This window comes from Cricetibacter osteomyelitidis, assembly GCF_004340985.1.
GTDB lineage: Bacteria > Pseudomonadota > Gammaproteobacteria > Enterobacterales > Pasteurellaceae > Cricetibacter > Cricetibacter osteomyelitidis.
On the sequence record NZ_SLYB01000004.1, the window covers coordinates 58,159 to 75,528 of the forward strand.

Here is a 17,370-nt window from a genome sequence, read left to right on the forward strand (position 1 = left end):
CACATTATTTTCAAATAATTTCCTGACCGATAAGGTTCTTTCATACCCTGTGTCTGATAGAACGCTTGATTGGAAATCGAATCAATAAAGTTGGGTTGCCGACGTTTAAATCCGAGCGGTGCAGGAGTAATAAATTTCCGGCATTTGGGCAATTTTTGAAAAACTCATCCCGAAAATTTGATGGTGCACCGACTTAAGTGCAAGCGGTAACAACCGTAGTAAATAATAAAAGTGCGGTGCTTTTTTGCAAAATTTTTAAATATTTCATCTGTAAGTGACTCCCATATCATTATGCTCTGCATAGAGTTTATCAATATTGCTTACGCCGTTAGAACTTTTTCCGGCTTCATCGTTATATAAATCATTGCCTATGTCCGCGAAAAACACACTGATTTGATCTGCCCCAAAAAGTTAGACTCTAATTATAGGACTGATTTCAGGCTAGATGTGTAGTCCAACTTTTTTGGGGCTGTTCAAAATTAACCGCACTTTTTTTCAATAAAAACGCTATTTCTGACTACAAACCGCAATAAAATTCAATTTATGCTCCGGATTGTTGAAGGTTTTAAACATTTTTTTGAATGTTTCTCGATTTTCTGATTTTATTGCATTTTTTACAATTTTCATTGTGCCGAGTACACCTTCGTCGTAGAGCATGCCTTTTGGTGAAAGTAGGGTCATTTCACCGGAAAAGGTATCCACATTGCGGAAACCGCTTTCAGTAAACACCGATTTCCAGCCTTCTTTGCTCAGCGGTGTGACGGTAATATTAATGGCATCCCGTAATTGTTCGATTACGGGCTCGCTATCTTCCGTGGTTAACATAACATCGTGGGTTAATAAAAAACCACCCGGTTTTAACACACGGAAATACTCGGCGATGGCTTTCATTTTTGCTTGTAACGGTAGCATAGTGAGCATTGCTTCGTTAATAACAATATCAAAACTATTATCGTCAAAAGGCAATTTCATTGCATTGGCACGCTGTACGTGAATTTTATCTTCTAAGCCGTTAGCTTTAATATTCGCTTTGGCCTTTTCCAACGCTACTTCGTCCAAATCTACACCTTCAATATGACAGCCGAACCGTTTAGCCAGCCCGATGGCTGTTGTTCCCATATTACAGGCCACTTCTAATACTTTTTTATTTGCATTGAAATCACCGTTGGCAATCAACCAATCCGTTGCTTTTTTGCCACCCGGACGCAAACGGGTTTTGCCTAAACGGGCTAAAAAATTATGACCGATTTCATCTTTTTTCATGATTGACTCCTAAAATAAAAACGATTATTAATTCGGCTATTCTACACGCTTTACCCATAAGAAAAAAACACAAAAAAAGTGCGGTTAAAACTTTTTTAGTTTTAACCGCACTTCGTACTTATCCAGTTATATTAATTAAAGTTTTTCCACCAACTGTACCGCAGCACCGATATAAGTTGCCGGGGTCATTTGTTGTAAACGGGTTTTCTCTTCTGCCGGAATATCTAATTTTTCGATAAACTCACGCATTGCAACGGCATCTACACGTTTGCCGCGAGTCAATTCTTTGAGCTTTTCGTATGGTTTTTCAATGCCGTAACGACGCATTACCGTTTGAATCGGCTCGGCTAACACTTCCCAGTTTTGATCCAACTCATCACGTAAATGCTGTTCGTTCACTTCTAATTTGCTGATACCTTTGCGGGTTGCCGCATAAGCAATCAAGCAATAGCCTAAGCCCACACCTAAGTTACGCAACACGGTGGAATCCGTTAAGTCACGCTGCCAGCGGGAAATAGGCAGTTTTGCACCTAGATGTGCCATTACTGCATTCGCCAAACCAAGATTACCTTCAGAATTTTCAAAGTCGATTGGGTTCACTTTATGCGGCATTGTCGATGAACCGATTTCACCGGCAATCGTACGTTGTTTGAAGTGATTCAATGCAATGTAACCCCATAAATCACGGTCGAAGTCGATAATAATAGTATTAAAACGAGCCACATTATCAAAGAACTCGGCAATGTAATCATGCGGTTCGATTTGAGTGGTGTACGGATTCCACGTGACGCCCAAACTTTCCACAAATTCTTGGCTGAATTTGTGCCAATCAATATTCGGATAGGCCGATAAGTGTGCGTTATAGTTACCCACTGCACCGTTAATTTTCCCCAGAATGTCAATTTGTTGTAGTTGTTTGAGCTGCCGGCGTAAACGATATACTACGTTAGCCATTTCTTTACCCACCGTTGAAGGTGAAGCCGGTTGACCGTGAGTGCGGGAAAGCAACGGAATTTCTTTATATTCGTTGGCTAAACGGGTGATTTCGTCAATTAATTTTTGCCATTCCGGCAATACCACTTCTTCACGTGCTGTTTTTAACATTAATGCGTGAGAGAGGTTGTTGATATCTTCCGATGTGCAGGCGAAGTGAATAAATTCGCTTACCTTTGCCAATTCCGCTACCGCTTCACTTTTTTCTTTTAAGAAATATTCCACCGCTTTCACATCGTGATTGGTGGTACGTTCGATTTCTTTAATGCGTTCCGCATCCGCCAGGCTGAAGTTTGCCACGATTTGATTCAAATACTCGTTAGCTTGCGGCGATAATGCCGCCACTTCTTGAATTTCAGCGGTTGCAGCCAATTTTTGTAACCAACGGACTTCAACAGTCACACGGAATTTCAATAAACCGAACTCACTGAAAATACCGCGTAATGCCGCAGCTTTGTCTTGATAACGTCCGTCAATAGGGGAAAGTGCAGTTAATGCGTTAAGTTGCATAAAGGGGTTCCTTAATTAAAATTAAAGCGATGATAAAATCTGTTGTGCCTGTGTAGCGATTTTGCGGCGTGAAAAGAGCATTTGCCATTTAGTGCCGCCTACCTGTCGCCACAATACAGCCGCCCGCATTCCTGCAAGCAAACAAGCCCGCACGCGGCTTTGCATTGCAGGTTGTTGTAAATAAAGTGCCGAACCGGTAACATTAATACGGCTGCCCAGCGGACTTATCACATCCACATAAATACCGCCTAAAATATCAATCATATTTTGATCGGTCAGCTCAAAAAGTGCGGTCTGATTCGGCAAATATTGCATGCGACGGGCAAGTTCCGATTTGGCTTCGGGATTCTTATTTAATTTGCCTTCAAGTGCCAATAAACTCAGCCAATAACGCCCGACTTCCATCTCCAATTCACCGGCATTGCCGTTGTTGATTTGCTCCAATAAAGTCGTTAATCCTAAATGTAAATTAGCTTCATTGCCACCAAATACATGGAGTGTATTTTTCGGGCTTGTCACCAGCAAAGTTTGCAGAGATTGTTCAAAAGCCTCCAAGTCTGCCTGTCCCTTGTGAGCAAACTGCTGCACAAGCTTTGCCGCCTGACAAATGCCGGCTAATGCCAGGGTGATATCATAAAAATTGGCCATTGAACATTCCGCATGATGAAAGAATAAAAGAAATCATAAAATCGGCGGGTAATATAGCATTTATTGGGGATTTTTTAAAGTTCAGGTTAAATGAAATTATATCCGGCAAGCAAATCCTGCCAGTTTTGTTCGGTAAACTGAATATTCATACGTTCCACTTCTTTCACAAAAGAGCGGTGTAATCTTTGTAAATTTTCAGCTTTCCAAAAATTTCCTGATTTTTCACCGCACTTATCAAAATCAATCAGCCAGATTTTACGATTTTCCTGTACAAGAATATTGTGAGCATTCAGATCCGTGTGGCAGATTTGCAAATCGTGTAATTGGCGGATCACCCGGCCAATCTTCTGCCACTGTGTTTGTGCTAATGTGGCTTGTTGTAAAAGTGCGGTCAAATCTTGGGCGTTTTCGATCCGCTGCGTTAAAATATCTGCTTGATAGCAGATACCTGCTTTTCCTTTAGTGACTTTTGCCCCAATCGGTTTGGGCACCGGGATTCCTGTTTGATGTAATTGATTTAACAAATGAAATTCTGCAAAGCTACGAGTGGAATTAAGCTGAGAAAAAGGATAACGATCTTTCACGATTTTGCCGAATAACCCGCCGCGGTAATAATGACGCAAAGCGGTGTTCATGCCAAACAAATCATCAGATTGAATAAACCAGGTGGTTCCCCGCCCTTTTGCCGAACCAAGAATACGATGTTGGGCCTGCCAATAATCCGCATTAAAAAATTGGTTTTGATCGGGCAATGAACGCACAATATTAAGCAGAAAAAAACTATTTTCCTGTTGAAATTCAATCATAAAACACCTATGTTGCGGGTAGCTAATTTCGCTATTCTACTTTAGAATAATGAAAAATCCCACTATACGAGCAAAAATTTATGCCTTTGTTTACTGAACCGCCGAAATCTCTTTGTATTTTAAGACTTTCCGCCATTGGCGATGTGTGCCACGCCGTTTCCGCCGTGCAGCAAATTCAACAGTATTGGCCGCAAACCAACATCACTTGGATTCTCGGAAAAACCGAATATCAATTATTGCGAGGTTTGGAAAATGTCGAATTTGTGGTATTCAATAAAAAACAAGGTTGGAAAGGAATTTTTGCTTTATGGAAACAATTGAAAAATCAACACTTTGATGCCCTGCTCAATATGCAGACAGCATTTCGTGCTTCAATGATTTCTCTTGGAATTAAAGCAAAATATAAGATTGGTTTCGGTAAAAAACGCTCACGGGAAATGCAACGATTATTTGTTAATCGTCAAATCGCCGATCCGCAAAATCCCCATGTACTTGACGGCTTTTTAGCCTTTGTGACATATCTCGGCGTGCCGACACATCAACCTGCGTGGTCAATGCCCATCAGTGAATCCGATCGTAAAGCGGTACGGCAATATATTGATCCTGCAAGGAAAAATTTAATCATTTCACCTTGCTCCAGCAAAGCGGAAAAGGATTGGCTGACCGAACGTTATGCGGAAATAGCCAATATTGCTCATCGACAAAATATCAATGTGATCTTATGCGGTTCATCGGCAAAACGGGAAATGGAAATTATCGAAAAAATCACCGCACTTTGTGAATTTATTCCCACTAATTTAGCCGGGAAAACCGATTTAAAACAACTCACGGCGTTGATTGGAATGGCGGATTTAGTGATTTCCCCCGACTCCGGTCCGGCACATATGGCCACGACCCAAGGCACACCAGTGATCGGTTTATATGCCTATCACAACCCGCTTCGCACAGGGCCTTATAATAATCTCGCCAATGTGATTTCCGTGTACGAAAAAAACGTACAAAAAGAATACGGAAGACCCTCAGACCAACTGCCTTGGGCAACCAAACTCCAAGGCAAAAATTTAATGGCGGAAATTCAGGTGGGTGATGTGGAGAGAGAAATGAAAAAATTGTTATCAATATAAAAACAGTGCCCTGATTATCGCAGGGCATTTCAACTACTTAATTACTTCAACCGCTTCTTTCGCCAATCGACCGATTTCGATCCAGTTTTTCGCTTTAATCAACGCTTTATCCACAAACCACGAACCACCGCAAGCGACCACATTCGGAATGGCGAGATAATCATTAATATTCGCCACACTGATACCGCCCGTCGGCATAATTTGCAGATTGCCATAAGGCCCGAGCAATGCCTTAATCATTTTCACACCGCCGCTGGCTTCTGCGGGGAAAAATTTTACCGCGTTTAATCCCATATCCATTGCCGCTTCAATAGACATTGGATTGTTCACTCCTGGTGTAATTGGAAAATTCAAATCTTGGCATAATTGCACAATTTTCGGATTAAACCCCGGTGTGACCACAAAATCCGCTCCCGCATTTTTGGCTTTGACCGCTTGTTCAGAGGTCAACACCGTGCCGGCTGCAATTAAAATCTCGGGTGCGTGTTGGCGGAGTAATTTAATCGCTTCTTCTGCCGCTTCAGAGCGGAAGGTAATTTCCGCCACAGGTAAGCCGTTTTGGGAAAGGGTATCCATTAGCGGAATAATATCGTTCGCATTATCCAGTGCTATCACTGGTACCACTTTGATTTTTCTGAGTTTTTCAATAATTTGTTCGGTTGTGTATGACATGGTTTTTCCTTAATTAAATTCATGAATTAAATGTGCTGTCACCGAGTTTTCGATAATTGCCCCTTTATATTGAATTACAATTCCTGCCAGTTTATTCCCTTGTTGACAACAAGTCACTAAATCTTTGCCTTGCAGGTAACCGTTTAAGAAGCCGGCATTAAAGGCATCACCGGCGGAGGTAGTATCCACCACATTTTCCACCGGAACGGTCGGCACTCGTTGTTCCACACCTTCAAAACTATTGAAAATCGCACCGCACTTACCGGATTTAACGACCACGGTTTTCACGCCGGCTTGTTTTAAGCGTTTGATTGTCGCTTGTTCATCCGTATCTGCCCAAATGGCTTGTTCATCGTCAAAAGTCACCAAAGCAACGCTGACAATCGGTAAAAGTGCGGTGTAAATTTCACGTGTTTTTTGCAAGGATTCCCATAATGCCGGGCGATAATTGCTGTCAAAGGCGATTTCAACCCCATGCTTAGCAAGCTCGGCAAGCTGTGCTATCAATAAAGTGCGGTCGTTTTCCGGCAAAATTGCAAGAGAAATGCCACTGAGATAAATCATATCTACGTGGCGTAATTCACTTAAAACCTTTGGATAATCATTGTGTTGTAGCAAATAACGGGCTGCCGATTGATTTCGCCAATATAAAAATGTGCGTTCGCCGACGTTATCCAATTGAATTAAATATAAACCGGGTTGACGTTTTTCATCACGCAGCACCCAGTCCGTATTAATGCCATCAGCCTGCCAATGTTCTAACATGCCTTGACTGAGCTTATCCGTGCCAAGGGCGGAAACATAATGAATTTTGACCGCACTTTTGGGCGTGCAGCGTGCCAAATAGGTCGCCGTATTGAGCGTATCGCCGCCATAAGTTTGCCGCATATTGCCGAATGGCTCACCATTCAGCTCAATCATACATTCGCCGAGGATTGCGAGTTTTTTCATAATCTAACCTTATAATGTTACGCCGCTTTTAAAAATAGCTAATTCTCTAAACTCATTAAGTTCGTTTTTGGTCGGTTTGCCGTTTACCGTATCCACAACTAAATCGATGAAATCTGCCAATAGCCTGTCCATTGATACATCATATACTAAACGACCCGCATCAAAATCAATCCAATGTTTTTTCTTTTGTGCCAATTCGCTATTGGTAGCAATTTTCATTGTAGGAACAAAACCACCATAAGGCGTACCACGCCCCGTGCTAAATAACACCATATGGCAACCTGCCGCAGCCAAGGCACTGGTGGCAACCGCATCATTACCCGGAGCACTCAATAAATTCAAGCCTTTGGTTTTTAGCCGTTCACCGTATTTTAGTACATCAACCACTTGGCTGTGACCTGCTTTTTGCGTACAGCCAAGGGATTTATCTTCCAATGTGGTGATGCCGCCAGCTTTATTGCCCGGAGAAGGGTTTTCATAAATCGGTTGGTTATGCTCAATAAAATATTGTTTGAAATTATTTATCATTTGCACAGTTTTATGGAAAGTGCTTTCATCTTTACAATGACTCATCAAAATGCGTTCCGCACCGAACATTTCCGGCACTTCGGTTAATACGGTCGTACCACCGTGGCTGATAAGATAATCCGAGAAATTACCCAACATCGGATTAGCGGTAATCCCAGAAAAACCATCTGAACCGCCGCATTCCAAACCGAATTTCACTTCGCTTAAAAGTCCTGATTGTCGGCGATCTTGTCGCATTTGTTGGTAAAGTTGCTCTAATAATTCCAGGCCGGCTTCCACTTCATCATCAAAACGTTGTGACACCATAAATTTCACACGCTCTTCATCATATTCACCTAAACTGTGCCGGAATATATCCACTTGATTATTTTCACACCCTAAACCAATCACAAGCACGGCCCCCGCATTCGGATGTTTGACCATATCCTGTAAAATAATTTTGGTATTTTCGTGATCTTCACCAAGTTGTGAACAACCATAGCTGTGATTAAACGTGAATATGCCATCAATATCATCAAGGGAATGACGTTGCATAAATTGCTTTTTGATTTGATTGGCAATACCCACCACACAACCGACCGTCGGCACAATCCACAATTCATTACGGATCCCTACATCACCGTTTTTACGGCGATAAATTTGCACTTCACGATCCACCGTATTAATGGAAAGTGCGGTAAATTCCGGCAGATATTCGTAATCATTAATATCTTTCAGATTCGTGCGGGTGTTGTGCGTGTGGATATGCTCGCCCGCTGCAATATCCTGTGTGGCATAGCCGATAGGATAACCGTATTTCACAATATTTTCACCGGCTTTAATCGGGCATAAGGCGAATTTATGTCCGCGATCAATATCGCTCAACAAGGTTACGCCGAGTTCTGCAAAATAGGTATGAGCAGATAAATTTTGCAATGCCACCGCCACATTATCACCAGAATGAATTTTAATAAACCGCTTCATCAAATATCTACCTTATGGTTGAAACCTCGCCATTTATGGCGGAGAATTTAATTGGGATAGGTGTAACCTCTTCCAATTCAGAGCAATACATAGCGCCTAACTCTTGTAAGGCTCTGTGTGTTGAAACATACTTAACCCTTGCAATATATATCAATAGCACTTCTTATACCTTGGTTAAGGATAGTCTGCAGTTGTGTTGCTACTGTACTTACTAAATTAGGTACTTGAGTCAGATCTTGTTGCCAATGCTCTTTTTGAGCCAATACCTGATGGACTAAGGCTTGCACGGACATTTCACCGGCATCTACGGCCTGCCACCATTGTGCATAATTGGTTAGCCAAAATTCATCATCCTGCAATGGAATAACTTGGTTATTACGTTCGCCTTTATAAAACGCAATCAATGCTGCCAATGCCAAGGTTAAGTGCGGTGGTAATTGCTGATATTTCTCATAATATGCCAATAATTGCGGTAAATTACGGGTGCGATATTTAGTCATACTGTTCAAAGCAATAGACAATAGCTGGTGCTGAATAAACGGATTTTGAAAACGTCCGATAACAGCTTCGGCAAATTGCTGTAATTCATCTTTAGGCAGGCTCAATACCGGAATAATTTCTTTTTCCACCGCACTTTTCACAAATTGACATAATTGAGGATCTTTCATCGCCTCCCCCACATAATCCACGCCAGCTAAATAAGCCACCGGTACAAGAGCGGTATGAGCACCATTTAAGATCGCCACTTTGCGTTCTTTATACGGTTTAATATCATCCACAATGAGAATATTCATTTTTACTTGATCTAAACGGAATAATTTTTCTAAGGATTTCGGACCTTGAATCACAAACAAATAAAAATGTTCTGCTGTATCAAGGAAGGTATCTTTATAGCCTAATTCCGCTTCTAAGGTTTCCGCTTCATTACGCGGATAACCGGTAACAATACGGTCAACCAACGTAGAACAGAAAATATTTGCGGTTTCTAACCACTGGGTAAATTCCGCAACTAAATTCCATTCAGCGGCATATTTCAATACTAAGGCTTTTAACTGTTCACCGTTATAATCAATTAATTCACAAGGTAAAATTGTAAATCCATGTGCATTATCGCCCTTGCAAACAGTAAAACGTTCATACAGCAATCGAGTTAATTTTGCCGGATAACTCACTGCCGGACGATCATCAAATTTATCGCCTTGATGATAACTAATACCTGCTTCGGTGGTATTTGAGAAAATAATTTTAATGTCTAAATTATGTGCTAAAGCCAAATATTCATCATAGTTTTGATAAATATTAATTTCATTATTCACCGAACGTACAATACGGCATTGTTTTACCACATTACCTTGTTCATCCAAACCTCGAATAATGGTGGTATATAAACCATCCTGCGTATTCAACAACGGTGGAAAATCCGTATTAATCGGGCGAACAATCGTAATACCAGCATTAAAATCCGTTTTTTCATTTAAAATATCAATCTGCCAGTCAATAAATGCACGCAAAAAATTCCCCTCGCCAAATTGAATAATTTTGCTTGGATATTGAGCACCGGGAAAGTTTGTTCTGTTTAGGGTTTTCATTCTTTACTCCTCATTATTTTAATTCGATACCAAAATAGTCTTTTGCATTGTTAAAACAAATATTTGAAACCATTTCGCCTAATAATTTAATATCATTTGGTGCTTCACCATCACGTACCCAATGACCAATCATTTGGCATAAAATACGGCGGAAATATTCATGCCGCGTATAAGAAAGGAAACTACGGCTATCCGTTAACATTCCCACAAAATGGCTAAGTAATCCCAACTGACTTAACTGCATCATTTGACGTTGCATGCCGTCTTTTTGATCGTTAAACCACCAACCGGTACCAAATTGCATCTTTCCTCTAATACCTGCTTGTTGGAAATTTCCAATCATAGTGCCAAGTACTTCGTTATCTCTTGGATTCAGGCAATAAAGAATGGTTTTTGGTAAGCTGTTATTTGTGGCTTGAGCATCAAGTAAACGGGAAAGAGCTTGGGCTATCGGTTCATCATTAATAGAATCAAACCCAGTATCCGGACCTAATTGATTAAGCATAAAGGTATTATTATTGCGTAATGCGCCAATATGATATTGCTGTACCCAATTACGTTTGTGGTATTCCGCGCCAAGAAAAACCAATACGGCTGATTTGAATTGGGCAATCTGAGACTTATCTAATTGATTATCGGCAAGTCTTGCGGTAAGAATTTGATCGAGAGTTTTTTCATTAGAGTCTTCATATAGCACAACATCTAATGCATGATCAGAGACTTTGCAACCATTTGCATCAAAATAATCGATACGTTTTGCTAAAGCATCACAAAGATTGTTAAACGTTGTAATTTCAATATCAGCCACTTTACCCAGCTGTTGGATATAATTTACAAAATGTTCGGATTCAATATTGAAGGCTTTATCCGGTCTAAAACTCGGTGATACTCGGGTTTTGAATGATTGATCAAGTGCAATTTGTCGGTGATATTTCAAATCGTCAATAGGATCATCTGTTGTACCTATAAATTTCACATTCATTTGAGTAATGATCCCCTTGGCAGAAAAATTATCTTGCTGCAAAAGTGTATTACACTCCTTCCAAATGCTTTTAGCTGTGCTTGGTGAAAGTAATTTATCCGTAATACCAAATGGGCGACGTAATTCTAAATGTGTCCAATGATAAAGAGGATTACCAATAGTATGCGGTACAGTTTCACACCATGCAGAAAATTTTTCAAAATCATCCGCACTTCCCGTACAGTATTTCTCATCAACACCATGAGTACGCATTGCCCGCCATTTATAGTGATCCCCTTTTAACCAGATATCATACAGATTTTTAAACTTATAATTTGATGCAATTTGTTCCGGTGGTAAATGACAATGATAGTCAAAAATAGGCTGATTCTCAGCATATTCAAAAAACAATTGTTTTGAAACTTCAGTATCTAATAAAAAGTTATCATTGATAAAATTTTTCATTTTTAAGCCTCGTTTTGTTGTTTTGATTTAATGCTTAATATGTTATACCAATTTAAAATAAATTATACATATTTTTTTGTGATTAAGATCACAATAATAAAAACTTGTATGATACTTTTAAATTTTAAAGTGATAGCATTAACATGTTGTTAAATTTGTATGATAACTTTTATTAAATGATTTTTAATATTCCTAACCTAACTATTGGAGATTTCTATTATGAAACTTAACAAATTATTACTTTCCAGCTTATGTATTGCTCTACCAATGCTTGCAACATCAACAGATGCACTAGCTAAAAAAGTTACTTTAAAACTAGCTCACAACCTCGATCAATCACATGTAGTACATAAAGCTCTTGAGCAAATGGCTAAAGAAGTACAAGAAAAATCAAACGGTGAACTTAAAATTCGTATTTATCCTAGCGGTCAAATGGGGGGACCTCGCGAAACTATTGAATTACTGCAAAATGATGCTCTAGATATGACTAAAGCCAGTGCAAGTGAAATGGAATCCTTCGTAAATGAATTGTCTGTATTCAGCTGTCCATATTTATTTGATAATGATGAACATTTTAAAAAAGTGTTATTCGGTTCTATCGGCAAAGAATTAACGGATAAAACAAAAGCAAGTGGTTTTGATGTTATCGCTTCGTATGTAGCCGGAACACGTAGTTTCTATGCTAAAAAAGCAATCCACTCTCCAGCTGATATGAAAGGAATGAAAATTCGTGTGGTCTCAACACCAACAACCAATAAACTCATTGAATTATTAGGTGGCTCACCGGCACCAATTCCATTTGGAGAAGTTTATACTGCATTACAACAAGGCGTGATTGATGGTGCGGAAAATAATATTCCGTCATACACTCAAACCCGCCATATGGAAGTAGCAAAATATTATATTGAAGATCAACATACCAGCGTGCCGGATTACTTAATCATTTCCAGCAAATCTCTGACAAAACTAGATGATAATCAACGTAAAATTTTAGAAGAAGCGACTAAAAATTCTGAAATTTATCAACAACAATTATGGGATGAAGAAGTTGCAAAAGCGAGAACAGAAGCTGAAAAAGCCGGAGTTACTTTTATTCAGGTAGATAAACAACCATTCCGTAATGCTCTGGTACCGCTATATGAAGAATTTGCTAAAAATCCGAAGCTAGAGAAAGTGCTCGAACAAATTAATGCCCTAAAAGCACAATAAAAGATACGCTCCCTACAAAATAGGTAGGGAGATATTCTTGTTTTATTCATATAAGGTACTGTATATGCTATTGATAAATTTAAAGAAACCCGTTGATATATTTATTTCAACATTCTCAATAATTATGATGGTATTACTCGTAATCTGTGTAACCTGGCAAGTATTTAGCCGTTACGTATTACAAATACCAAGCACTGTGACCGATGAAATTGCTCGTTTCAGTATGATTTGGGTTGGATTATTAGGTGCCGCTTATACAGTCGGGTTACAAAAACACTTGTCCATTGATCTCTTTACTCATAATCTCACTCATAAGAAAAAGGCAATGAGTAATATTTTAATTAATGTCTGTATATTTGCATTTTCAGCAGGTGTAATGGTATTTGGAGGATGGACCTTGGTTTCCAATGTTTATGCTTCCGGGCAAATTTCTCCATCCATGCAAATTCCAATGGCTTATGTTTATATTGCTCTACCTTTAAGTGGTATCTTAATGATTTTTTATAGTATTTTATTTCTTATAGAAAATATTTCAGTATTGAAGGAGAATAAATAATGGAATGGTTAATGTCATGGGAATGGTTTATTCCCCTCGTAATGTTTGGTTCTTTCTTCTTTCTCGTGTTTCTTGGAGTACCTATATCTTTTTCAATTGGTATAGCGACTTTATCAGCCGGCTTTTTTATGTTACCGGTTCATACTACGTTAATTGTATCGGCACAAAAAATAGCAACCGGATTAGATAGTTTTTCATTATTAGCAATTCCATTTTTCATTTTTGCCGGTTCATTAATGAATAGCGGCGGAATTGCAACACGTCTGATTAATTTCTCACAAGTATTAGTTGGGCGAGTCCCTGGATCTTTAGGTCATGTTAATGTAATGGCAAATATGATGTTCGGATCAATTTCCGGCTCAGCAGTAGCTGCTGCAGCTGCTGTTGGTGGAACAATGTCTCCGCTACAAAAGAAAGCCGGGTGTGATCCTGCATATTCTGCTGCAATCAACGTGACATCTTGCATAAGCGGCTTATTAATCCCTCCCTCTAACGTCATGATTGTTTACGCTCTTACTGCAGGTGGTATTTCCGTTGCAACTCTCTTTATGGCCGGATATGTGCCCGGGTTAATGATGGGACTAGGCATTATGATTGTGAACTATGTTATCGCTAAAAAACGTAACTACCCCGTTTCTGAAAAACCTACGTTATCACAGATTATCAAATATACGTTAGATGCAGTTCCCAGCCTACTAATGGTTATTGTTGTGATTGGTGGTATTCTTGGTGGTATTTTTACAGCAACCGAGGCTTCGGCTATTGCCGTAGTTTATACGTTTATTCTTTCTGTATTAATATATAGAGAAATCAAACTTACAGAGTTGCCTAAAATTATCTTAGATTCGGTTGTAACAACATCTATTGTGCTCTTTTTAATTGGCGTATCCGTTGCCATGTCTTGGGCGATGACTAATGCCGATATTCCATATATGATTAACGAATTGCTCATTAGTATCTCCGACAATTTAATTATTATCTTATTAATTATTAATATTTTACTATTGCTCATCGGTATTTTTATGGATATGACACCTGCAGTACTGATCTTTACACCGATTTTCTTACCAATCGTGCAAGAATTAGGAATGGATCCGGTTCACTTCGGTATCATGATGATTTTTAACTTATGTATTGGTCTATGTACTCCTCCTGTGGGTAGTGCATTATTTGTAGGATGTTCAGTTTCAGGAGTTAAATTACAAGATCTCATTAAACCAATGTTACCATTCTTTGCTGTATTATTAATTACTTTATTATTAGTAACTTATATACCACAGTTGTCATTATTCTTACCAAATTGGCTAGGAATCTAATTATAAATTGGTCGCTATATATCCGAAGATAACGACCAATTTATGCTAATCTATGCTATAATTTTCTCATTCTAATCAAGTTAAAATTTACATTTATATGAAATGGACTGATGATCAACGCCTTTATCAACAATTGGCACAAGAATTAAAAAATAAAATTACTTCCGGCTTTTATAAAGTTGGTGGAAAATTACCTGCCGAGCGTTTCATATCTGAAGAGATGAATGTAAGCAGAACGGTTGTACGTGAAGCTATTATAATGCTAGAAGTAGAAGGATATGTCGAAGTCAAAAAAGGCTCCGGAATCCATGTAATTTCAGATAATCCGAAAAGAGTCGTTGAAACACAAGAAAAAGGATTAGAGTTTTCCAAGTGCGGGCCATTTGAGTTGCTACAAGCAAGGCAACTAATAGAAAGTATTGTTGCGGAATTTGCAGCAACTCAAGTTACCAAGGAAGACATTATTGATATCATGGAAATTCAAAAAAATGCCCGTAAAGAAGATCGCTTCAGAGATTCAGAATGGGATTTTAAATTTCATACTAAAATTGCTCAAATTACACGTAATAGTGCACTAATCACTATTGTGCAAGAAATGTGGCAACAGCGTGTATTAAATCCATATTGGCGAAAATTACATGAACATATTGACGCTCGTTCAATTGATAGCTGGTGTAAAGAACATGATGAAATATTGCAGGCACTAATGAATAAAGACCCGCATTCTGCAAAATTAGCAATGTGGCAACATCTAGAAAATACTAAACAAATGTTATTTAATGGCGCAAATGATGATTTTGAAATAAGTATTGATAGATATATGTTTTCTGAAAATCCCGTCATTCATTTGAATGATAACCTCATATCGATCACAAATAATCAAACTGATTAATCTCTAGAAAAACAGACCGAATTAAACAGAGATAATTTTTTACTGAATTATCAGATTCGGTCTGAACTTCCACAAACCACTACATTCGGAATAACGAGATAATCTTTATTTATATCCGTATTAATTTGCTACACCATACACTAAGTTAGGTAACCAAGTGGAAATTGCCGGAATATAAGTTAAGAGTAATAATTCCACTAACAATAATCCCCAGAATGGAATCACATCCTTTATAAATTTCTCAATAGGAACCTCAGTAATTGAACAAGTGGTAAACATTACTGTTCCAAGTGGCGGTGTAATGGTGCCGATTGCTCCGTTAAAGATAAATACAATACCGAAATGAATTGGGTCAATACCGTAAGAATGAGCGATAGGTGCAAGCAGTGGAGCAAGTACGATCATAATCGCATTCCCCTCCAAAAACATACCCAATACCAATAAGGCAACATTCACTAGCATTAAGAACATTAACGGACTATCAACCACCGTAGTCATCCAAGCGGCTAAAGCTTGTGGAACTCTTTCCCAAGTCAAGAATTTGGAAAATGCTACTGCAACACAGATAATCAGTAATACATTTGCTGCACCTAATGCGGATTCACGTGTTGCCAACCATAATTTTCTAGCATCCATATTACGATAAATAAACATGCCTAATACTAAAGCATAAATTACTGCCACGGCACCGGCTTCTGTCGGTGTGAATATCCCCATACGGATACCGCCGATGATAATTATCGGTAACAATAATGCTAACACTGCATCTTTAGCGGAAACCACAATTTCTTGACAACTGGCACGTTTTTCACGAATTGGCAAATAACCACGTTTCTTAGAAATGATAGATACTAATATCATCATCAAGATACAAAGCATTGTTCCGGGTACAACTCCAGCTAAAAATAAACGACCGATAGATACGTTATTCACATAACCGTAAATAATCATCGCAATGCCCGGCGGAATTATAGGGGTAATCAATGAACCTGCAGCAGTCACAGCTGCAGAGAATGATGCACTATAACCGCGAGCCACCATTTGCGGGACAAGTAATTTCGAATTCATTGCGGCATCAGCAATATTCGAACCGAACAAACCGCCCATTAATGTACTTAATACTACGTTTACTTGAGCTAATCCGCCATTCAAATGCCCGGTTAAAACTTCACAGAATTTTAATAGCCGTTCACTAATCCCCGTATGATTCATAAATACACCGGCCATAATAAAGAACGGAATAGCTAATAAGGTGACGGATTCTAACCCACCGGCTAAACGCTGAATAAGCATAAGCATTGGTAAATCACTCATTAAGAAATAACTTAATGTTGAAAAGAAAATACAAAATGCAACGGGAGTACCAATAACAAATAGAAATAACAGAATGATAATTGGAATAATTACGCTCATACTTGGCTCCCTCTCACAGTTTTAATATAGACATAAATCTTTCTGATTTCATAGCAAACCATAAATAATGCACTAATAGGAATGACAGAATAAATATAAAGATAAGAAATTTGTAACGCAGGGGTGAATCTTAATTTAGACATTGGCAACAATTTAAAGCCTAGATAAATCATAAATGCCAAACAAAAAATCATAATTAGGGGTTGAATAATTCCATCTATAAAACGTGCCCAATCAGCAGACATTTTGGTGAGCGCATAATCAATCCGAATTAGCTCATTATTTTTACATAATGCACTAGATGCCAAGAATGTAAACCAAATAAAGAATACCACGCAGACTTCTTCAACCCAGGCACTTGGTGAGTTAACAAAATAACGCATAATTACGCCGTAGAAAGATAATACAACGATTAACGCTAAGAAAACGGAAGCAAAAATTTCATCTAAATCACTAAGCCAAAATTTCTTTTTCGTGAGAGTATTCATAGAACAATCCTCTTTAAAATAGG

At 38.8% G+C, this 17,370-nt stretch carries 16 protein-coding genes; 5 read left to right on the plus strand and 11 right to left on the minus strand.

All coding sequences use genetic code 11. The annotated features are described in order from the left end of the window. Positions 1-507: 507 nt before the first annotated feature. The 4 genes from EDC44_RS03025 to EDC44_RS03040 form a co-directional block, all read right to left on the minus strand. Entirely contained in the window at positions 508-1,263 is a 756-nt protein-coding gene (locus tag EDC44_RS03025) for a class I SAM-dependent methyltransferase (RefSeq protein ID WP_131975238.1), read from the minus strand. Between the two features lie 135 nt (positions 1,264-1,398). Continuing rightward, a complete protein-coding gene (gene purB / locus EDC44_RS03030) occupies positions 1,399-2,766 on the minus strand; it encodes an adenylosuccinate lyase (protein ID WP_131975240.1) in 1,368 nt (455 codons plus the stop codon). Between the two features lie 21 nt (positions 2,767-2,787). Continuing rightward, a complete protein-coding gene (gene hflD, locus EDC44_RS03035) occupies positions 2,788-3,414 on the minus strand; it encodes a high frequency lysogenization protein HflD (RefSeq protein WP_131975242.1) in 627 nt (208 codons plus the stop codon). An 86-nt stretch (positions 3,415-3,500) separates the two neighbouring features. Continuing rightward, the gene (locus EDC44_RS03040) at positions 3,501-4,220 is read right to left on the minus strand and encodes a 3-deoxy-D-manno-octulosonic acid kinase (RefSeq protein WP_131975244.1); all 720 of its coding nucleotides are present in this window, start codon (positions 4,218-4,220) and stop codon (positions 3,501-3,503) included. An 80-nt stretch (positions 4,221-4,300) separates the two neighbouring features. On the opposite strand from EDC44_RS03040, the gene EDC44_RS03045 reads away from it, so the two are divergent. Next, positions 4,301-5,344, plus strand: a complete 1,044-nt coding sequence (locus EDC44_RS03045; RefSeq protein ID WP_131975246.1) for a glycosyltransferase family 9 protein — start codon at positions 4,301-4,303, stop codon at positions 5,342-5,344. Between the two features lie 33 nt (positions 5,345-5,377). On the opposite strand, the gene EDC44_RS03050 is transcribed toward EDC44_RS03045, so the two are convergent. From EDC44_RS03050 to uxaC, 5 genes are all read right to left on the minus strand, one after another. Continuing rightward, positions 5,378-6,016, minus strand: a complete 639-nt coding sequence (locus EDC44_RS03050) for a bifunctional 4-hydroxy-2-oxoglutarate aldolase/2-dehydro-3-deoxy-phosphogluconate aldolase (protein ID WP_131975248.1) — start codon at positions 6,014-6,016, stop codon at positions 5,378-5,380. Positions 6,017-6,025: 9 nt separating this feature from the next. Next, positions 6,026-6,967 carry a sugar kinase gene (locus tag EDC44_RS03055; protein ID WP_131975250.1) on the minus strand — a complete coding sequence of 314 codons (942 nt, stop codon included), beginning with the start codon at positions 6,965-6,967 and terminating at the stop codon, positions 6,026-6,028. A gap of 9 nt (positions 6,968-6,976) precedes the next feature. Beyond that, complete coding sequence (locus EDC44_RS03060) at positions 6,977-8,458, minus strand: UxaA family hydrolase (RefSeq protein ID WP_131975252.1); 1,482 nt, start codon at positions 8,456-8,458, stop codon at positions 6,977-6,979. A 131-nt stretch (positions 8,459-8,589) separates the two neighbouring features. Further along, positions 8,590-10,047: a tagaturonate reductase gene (locus tag EDC44_RS03065; RefSeq protein WP_131975254.1), complete on the minus strand. Its 1,458-nt coding sequence runs from the start codon at positions 10,045-10,047 to the stop codon at positions 8,590-8,592. Between the two features lie 13 nt (positions 10,048-10,060). Next, positions 10,061-11,473, minus strand: a complete 1,413-nt coding sequence (uxaC, locus tag EDC44_RS03070; RefSeq protein WP_131975256.1) for a glucuronate isomerase — start codon at positions 11,471-11,473, stop codon at positions 10,061-10,063. A gap of 219 nt (positions 11,474-11,692) precedes the next feature. Between uxaC and EDC44_RS03075 the strand changes: the two genes are divergently transcribed. The 4 genes from EDC44_RS03075 (at position 11,693) to exuR (ending at position 15,446) form a co-directional block, all read left to right on the plus strand. Next, complete coding sequence (locus EDC44_RS03075; RefSeq protein ID WP_131975258.1) at positions 11,693-12,682, plus strand: TRAP transporter substrate-binding protein; 990 nt, start codon at positions 11,693-11,695, stop codon at positions 12,680-12,682. Positions 12,683-12,746: 64 nt separating this feature from the next. Beyond that, positions 12,747-13,238 (plus strand): TRAP transporter small permease, encoded by a 492-nt coding sequence (locus EDC44_RS03080; RefSeq protein WP_131975260.1) that lies wholly within the window; start codon positions 12,747-12,749, stop codon positions 13,236-13,238. Then, positions 13,238-14,554: a TRAP transporter large permease gene (locus EDC44_RS03085; protein ID WP_131975262.1), complete on the plus strand. Its 1,317-nt coding sequence runs from the start codon at positions 13,238-13,240 to the stop codon at positions 14,552-14,554. The genes EDC44_RS03080 and EDC44_RS03085 overlap by 1 nt, the downstream gene beginning before the upstream one ends. 97 nt (positions 14,555-14,651) lie before the next feature. Continuing rightward, on the plus strand, positions 14,652-15,446 hold the full coding sequence (gene exuR, locus EDC44_RS03090) for a transcriptional regulator ExuR (protein WP_131975264.1): 795 nt from the start codon (positions 14,652-14,654) through the stop codon (positions 15,444-15,446). 120 nt (positions 15,447-15,566) lie between these two features. Here exuR and EDC44_RS03095 read toward each other — a convergent pair whose 3' ends face one another. Both EDC44_RS03095 and EDC44_RS03100 read right to left on the minus strand, forming a co-directional pair. Continuing rightward, positions 15,567-16,859, minus strand: coding sequence for a TRAP transporter large permease (locus EDC44_RS03095; RefSeq protein WP_131975266.1), 1,293 nt, complete (start codon positions 16,857-16,859; stop codon positions 15,567-15,569). Then, complete coding sequence (locus tag EDC44_RS03100; RefSeq protein WP_131975268.1) at positions 16,856-17,347, minus strand: TRAP transporter small permease; 492 nt, start codon at positions 17,345-17,347, stop codon at positions 16,856-16,858. Before EDC44_RS03100 ends, EDC44_RS03095 begins: the two co-directional genes overlap by 4 nt. Positions 17,348-17,370 lie beyond the last annotated feature (23 nt).

Bases quoted from the DNA above. Each gene is read 5' to 3' on its own strand.
- EDC44_RS03025 (WP_131975238.1), bottom strand. From the start codon at position 1,263: ATGAAAAAAGATGAAATCGGTCATAATTTTTTAGCCCGTTTAGGCAAA.
- purB (WP_131975240.1), bottom strand. From the start codon at position 2,766: ATGCAACTTAACGCATTAACTGCACTTTCCCCTATTGACGGACGTTAT.
- hflD (WP_131975242.1), bottom strand. From the start codon at position 3,414: ATGGCCAATTTTTATGATATCACCCTGGCATTAGCCGGCATTTGTCAG.
- EDC44_RS03040 (WP_131975244.1), bottom strand. From the start codon at position 4,220: ATGATTGAATTTCAACAGGAAAATAGTTTTTTTCTGCTTAATATTGTG.
- EDC44_RS03045 (WP_131975246.1), top strand. From the start codon at position 4,301: ATGCCTTTGTTTACTGAACCGCCGAAATCTCTTTGTATTTTAAGACTT.
- EDC44_RS03050 (WP_131975248.1), bottom strand. From the start codon at position 6,016: ATGTCATACACAACCGAACAAATTATTGAAAAACTCAGAAAAATCAAA.
- EDC44_RS03055 (WP_131975250.1), bottom strand. From the start codon at position 6,967: ATGAAAAAACTCGCAATCCTCGGCGAATGTATGATTGAGCTGAATGGT.
- EDC44_RS03060 (WP_131975252.1), bottom strand. From the start codon at position 8,458: ATGAAGCGGTTTATTAAAATTCATTCTGGTGATAATGTGGCGGTGGCA.
- EDC44_RS03065 (WP_131975254.1), bottom strand. From the start codon at position 10,047: ATGAAAACCCTAAACAGAACAAACTTTCCCGGTGCTCAATATCCAAGC.
- uxaC (WP_131975256.1), bottom strand. From the start codon at position 11,473: ATGAAAAATTTTATCAATGATAACTTTTTATTAGATACTGAAGTTTCA.
- EDC44_RS03075 (WP_131975258.1), top strand. From the start codon at position 11,693: ATGAAACTTAACAAATTATTACTTTCCAGCTTATGTATTGCTCTACCA.
- EDC44_RS03080 (WP_131975260.1), top strand. From the start codon at position 12,747: ATGCTATTGATAAATTTAAAGAAACCCGTTGATATATTTATTTCAACA.
- EDC44_RS03085 (WP_131975262.1), top strand. From the start codon at position 13,238: ATGGAATGGTTAATGTCATGGGAATGGTTTATTCCCCTCGTAATGTTT.
- exuR (WP_131975264.1), top strand. From the start codon at position 14,652: ATGAAATGGACTGATGATCAACGCCTTTATCAACAATTGGCACAAGAA.
- EDC44_RS03095 (WP_131975266.1), bottom strand. From the start codon at position 16,859: ATGAGCGTAATTATTCCAATTATCATTCTGTTATTTCTATTTGTTATT.
- EDC44_RS03100 (WP_131975268.1), bottom strand. From the start codon at position 17,347: ATGAATACTCTCACGAAAAAGAAATTTTGGCTTAGTGATTTAGATGAA.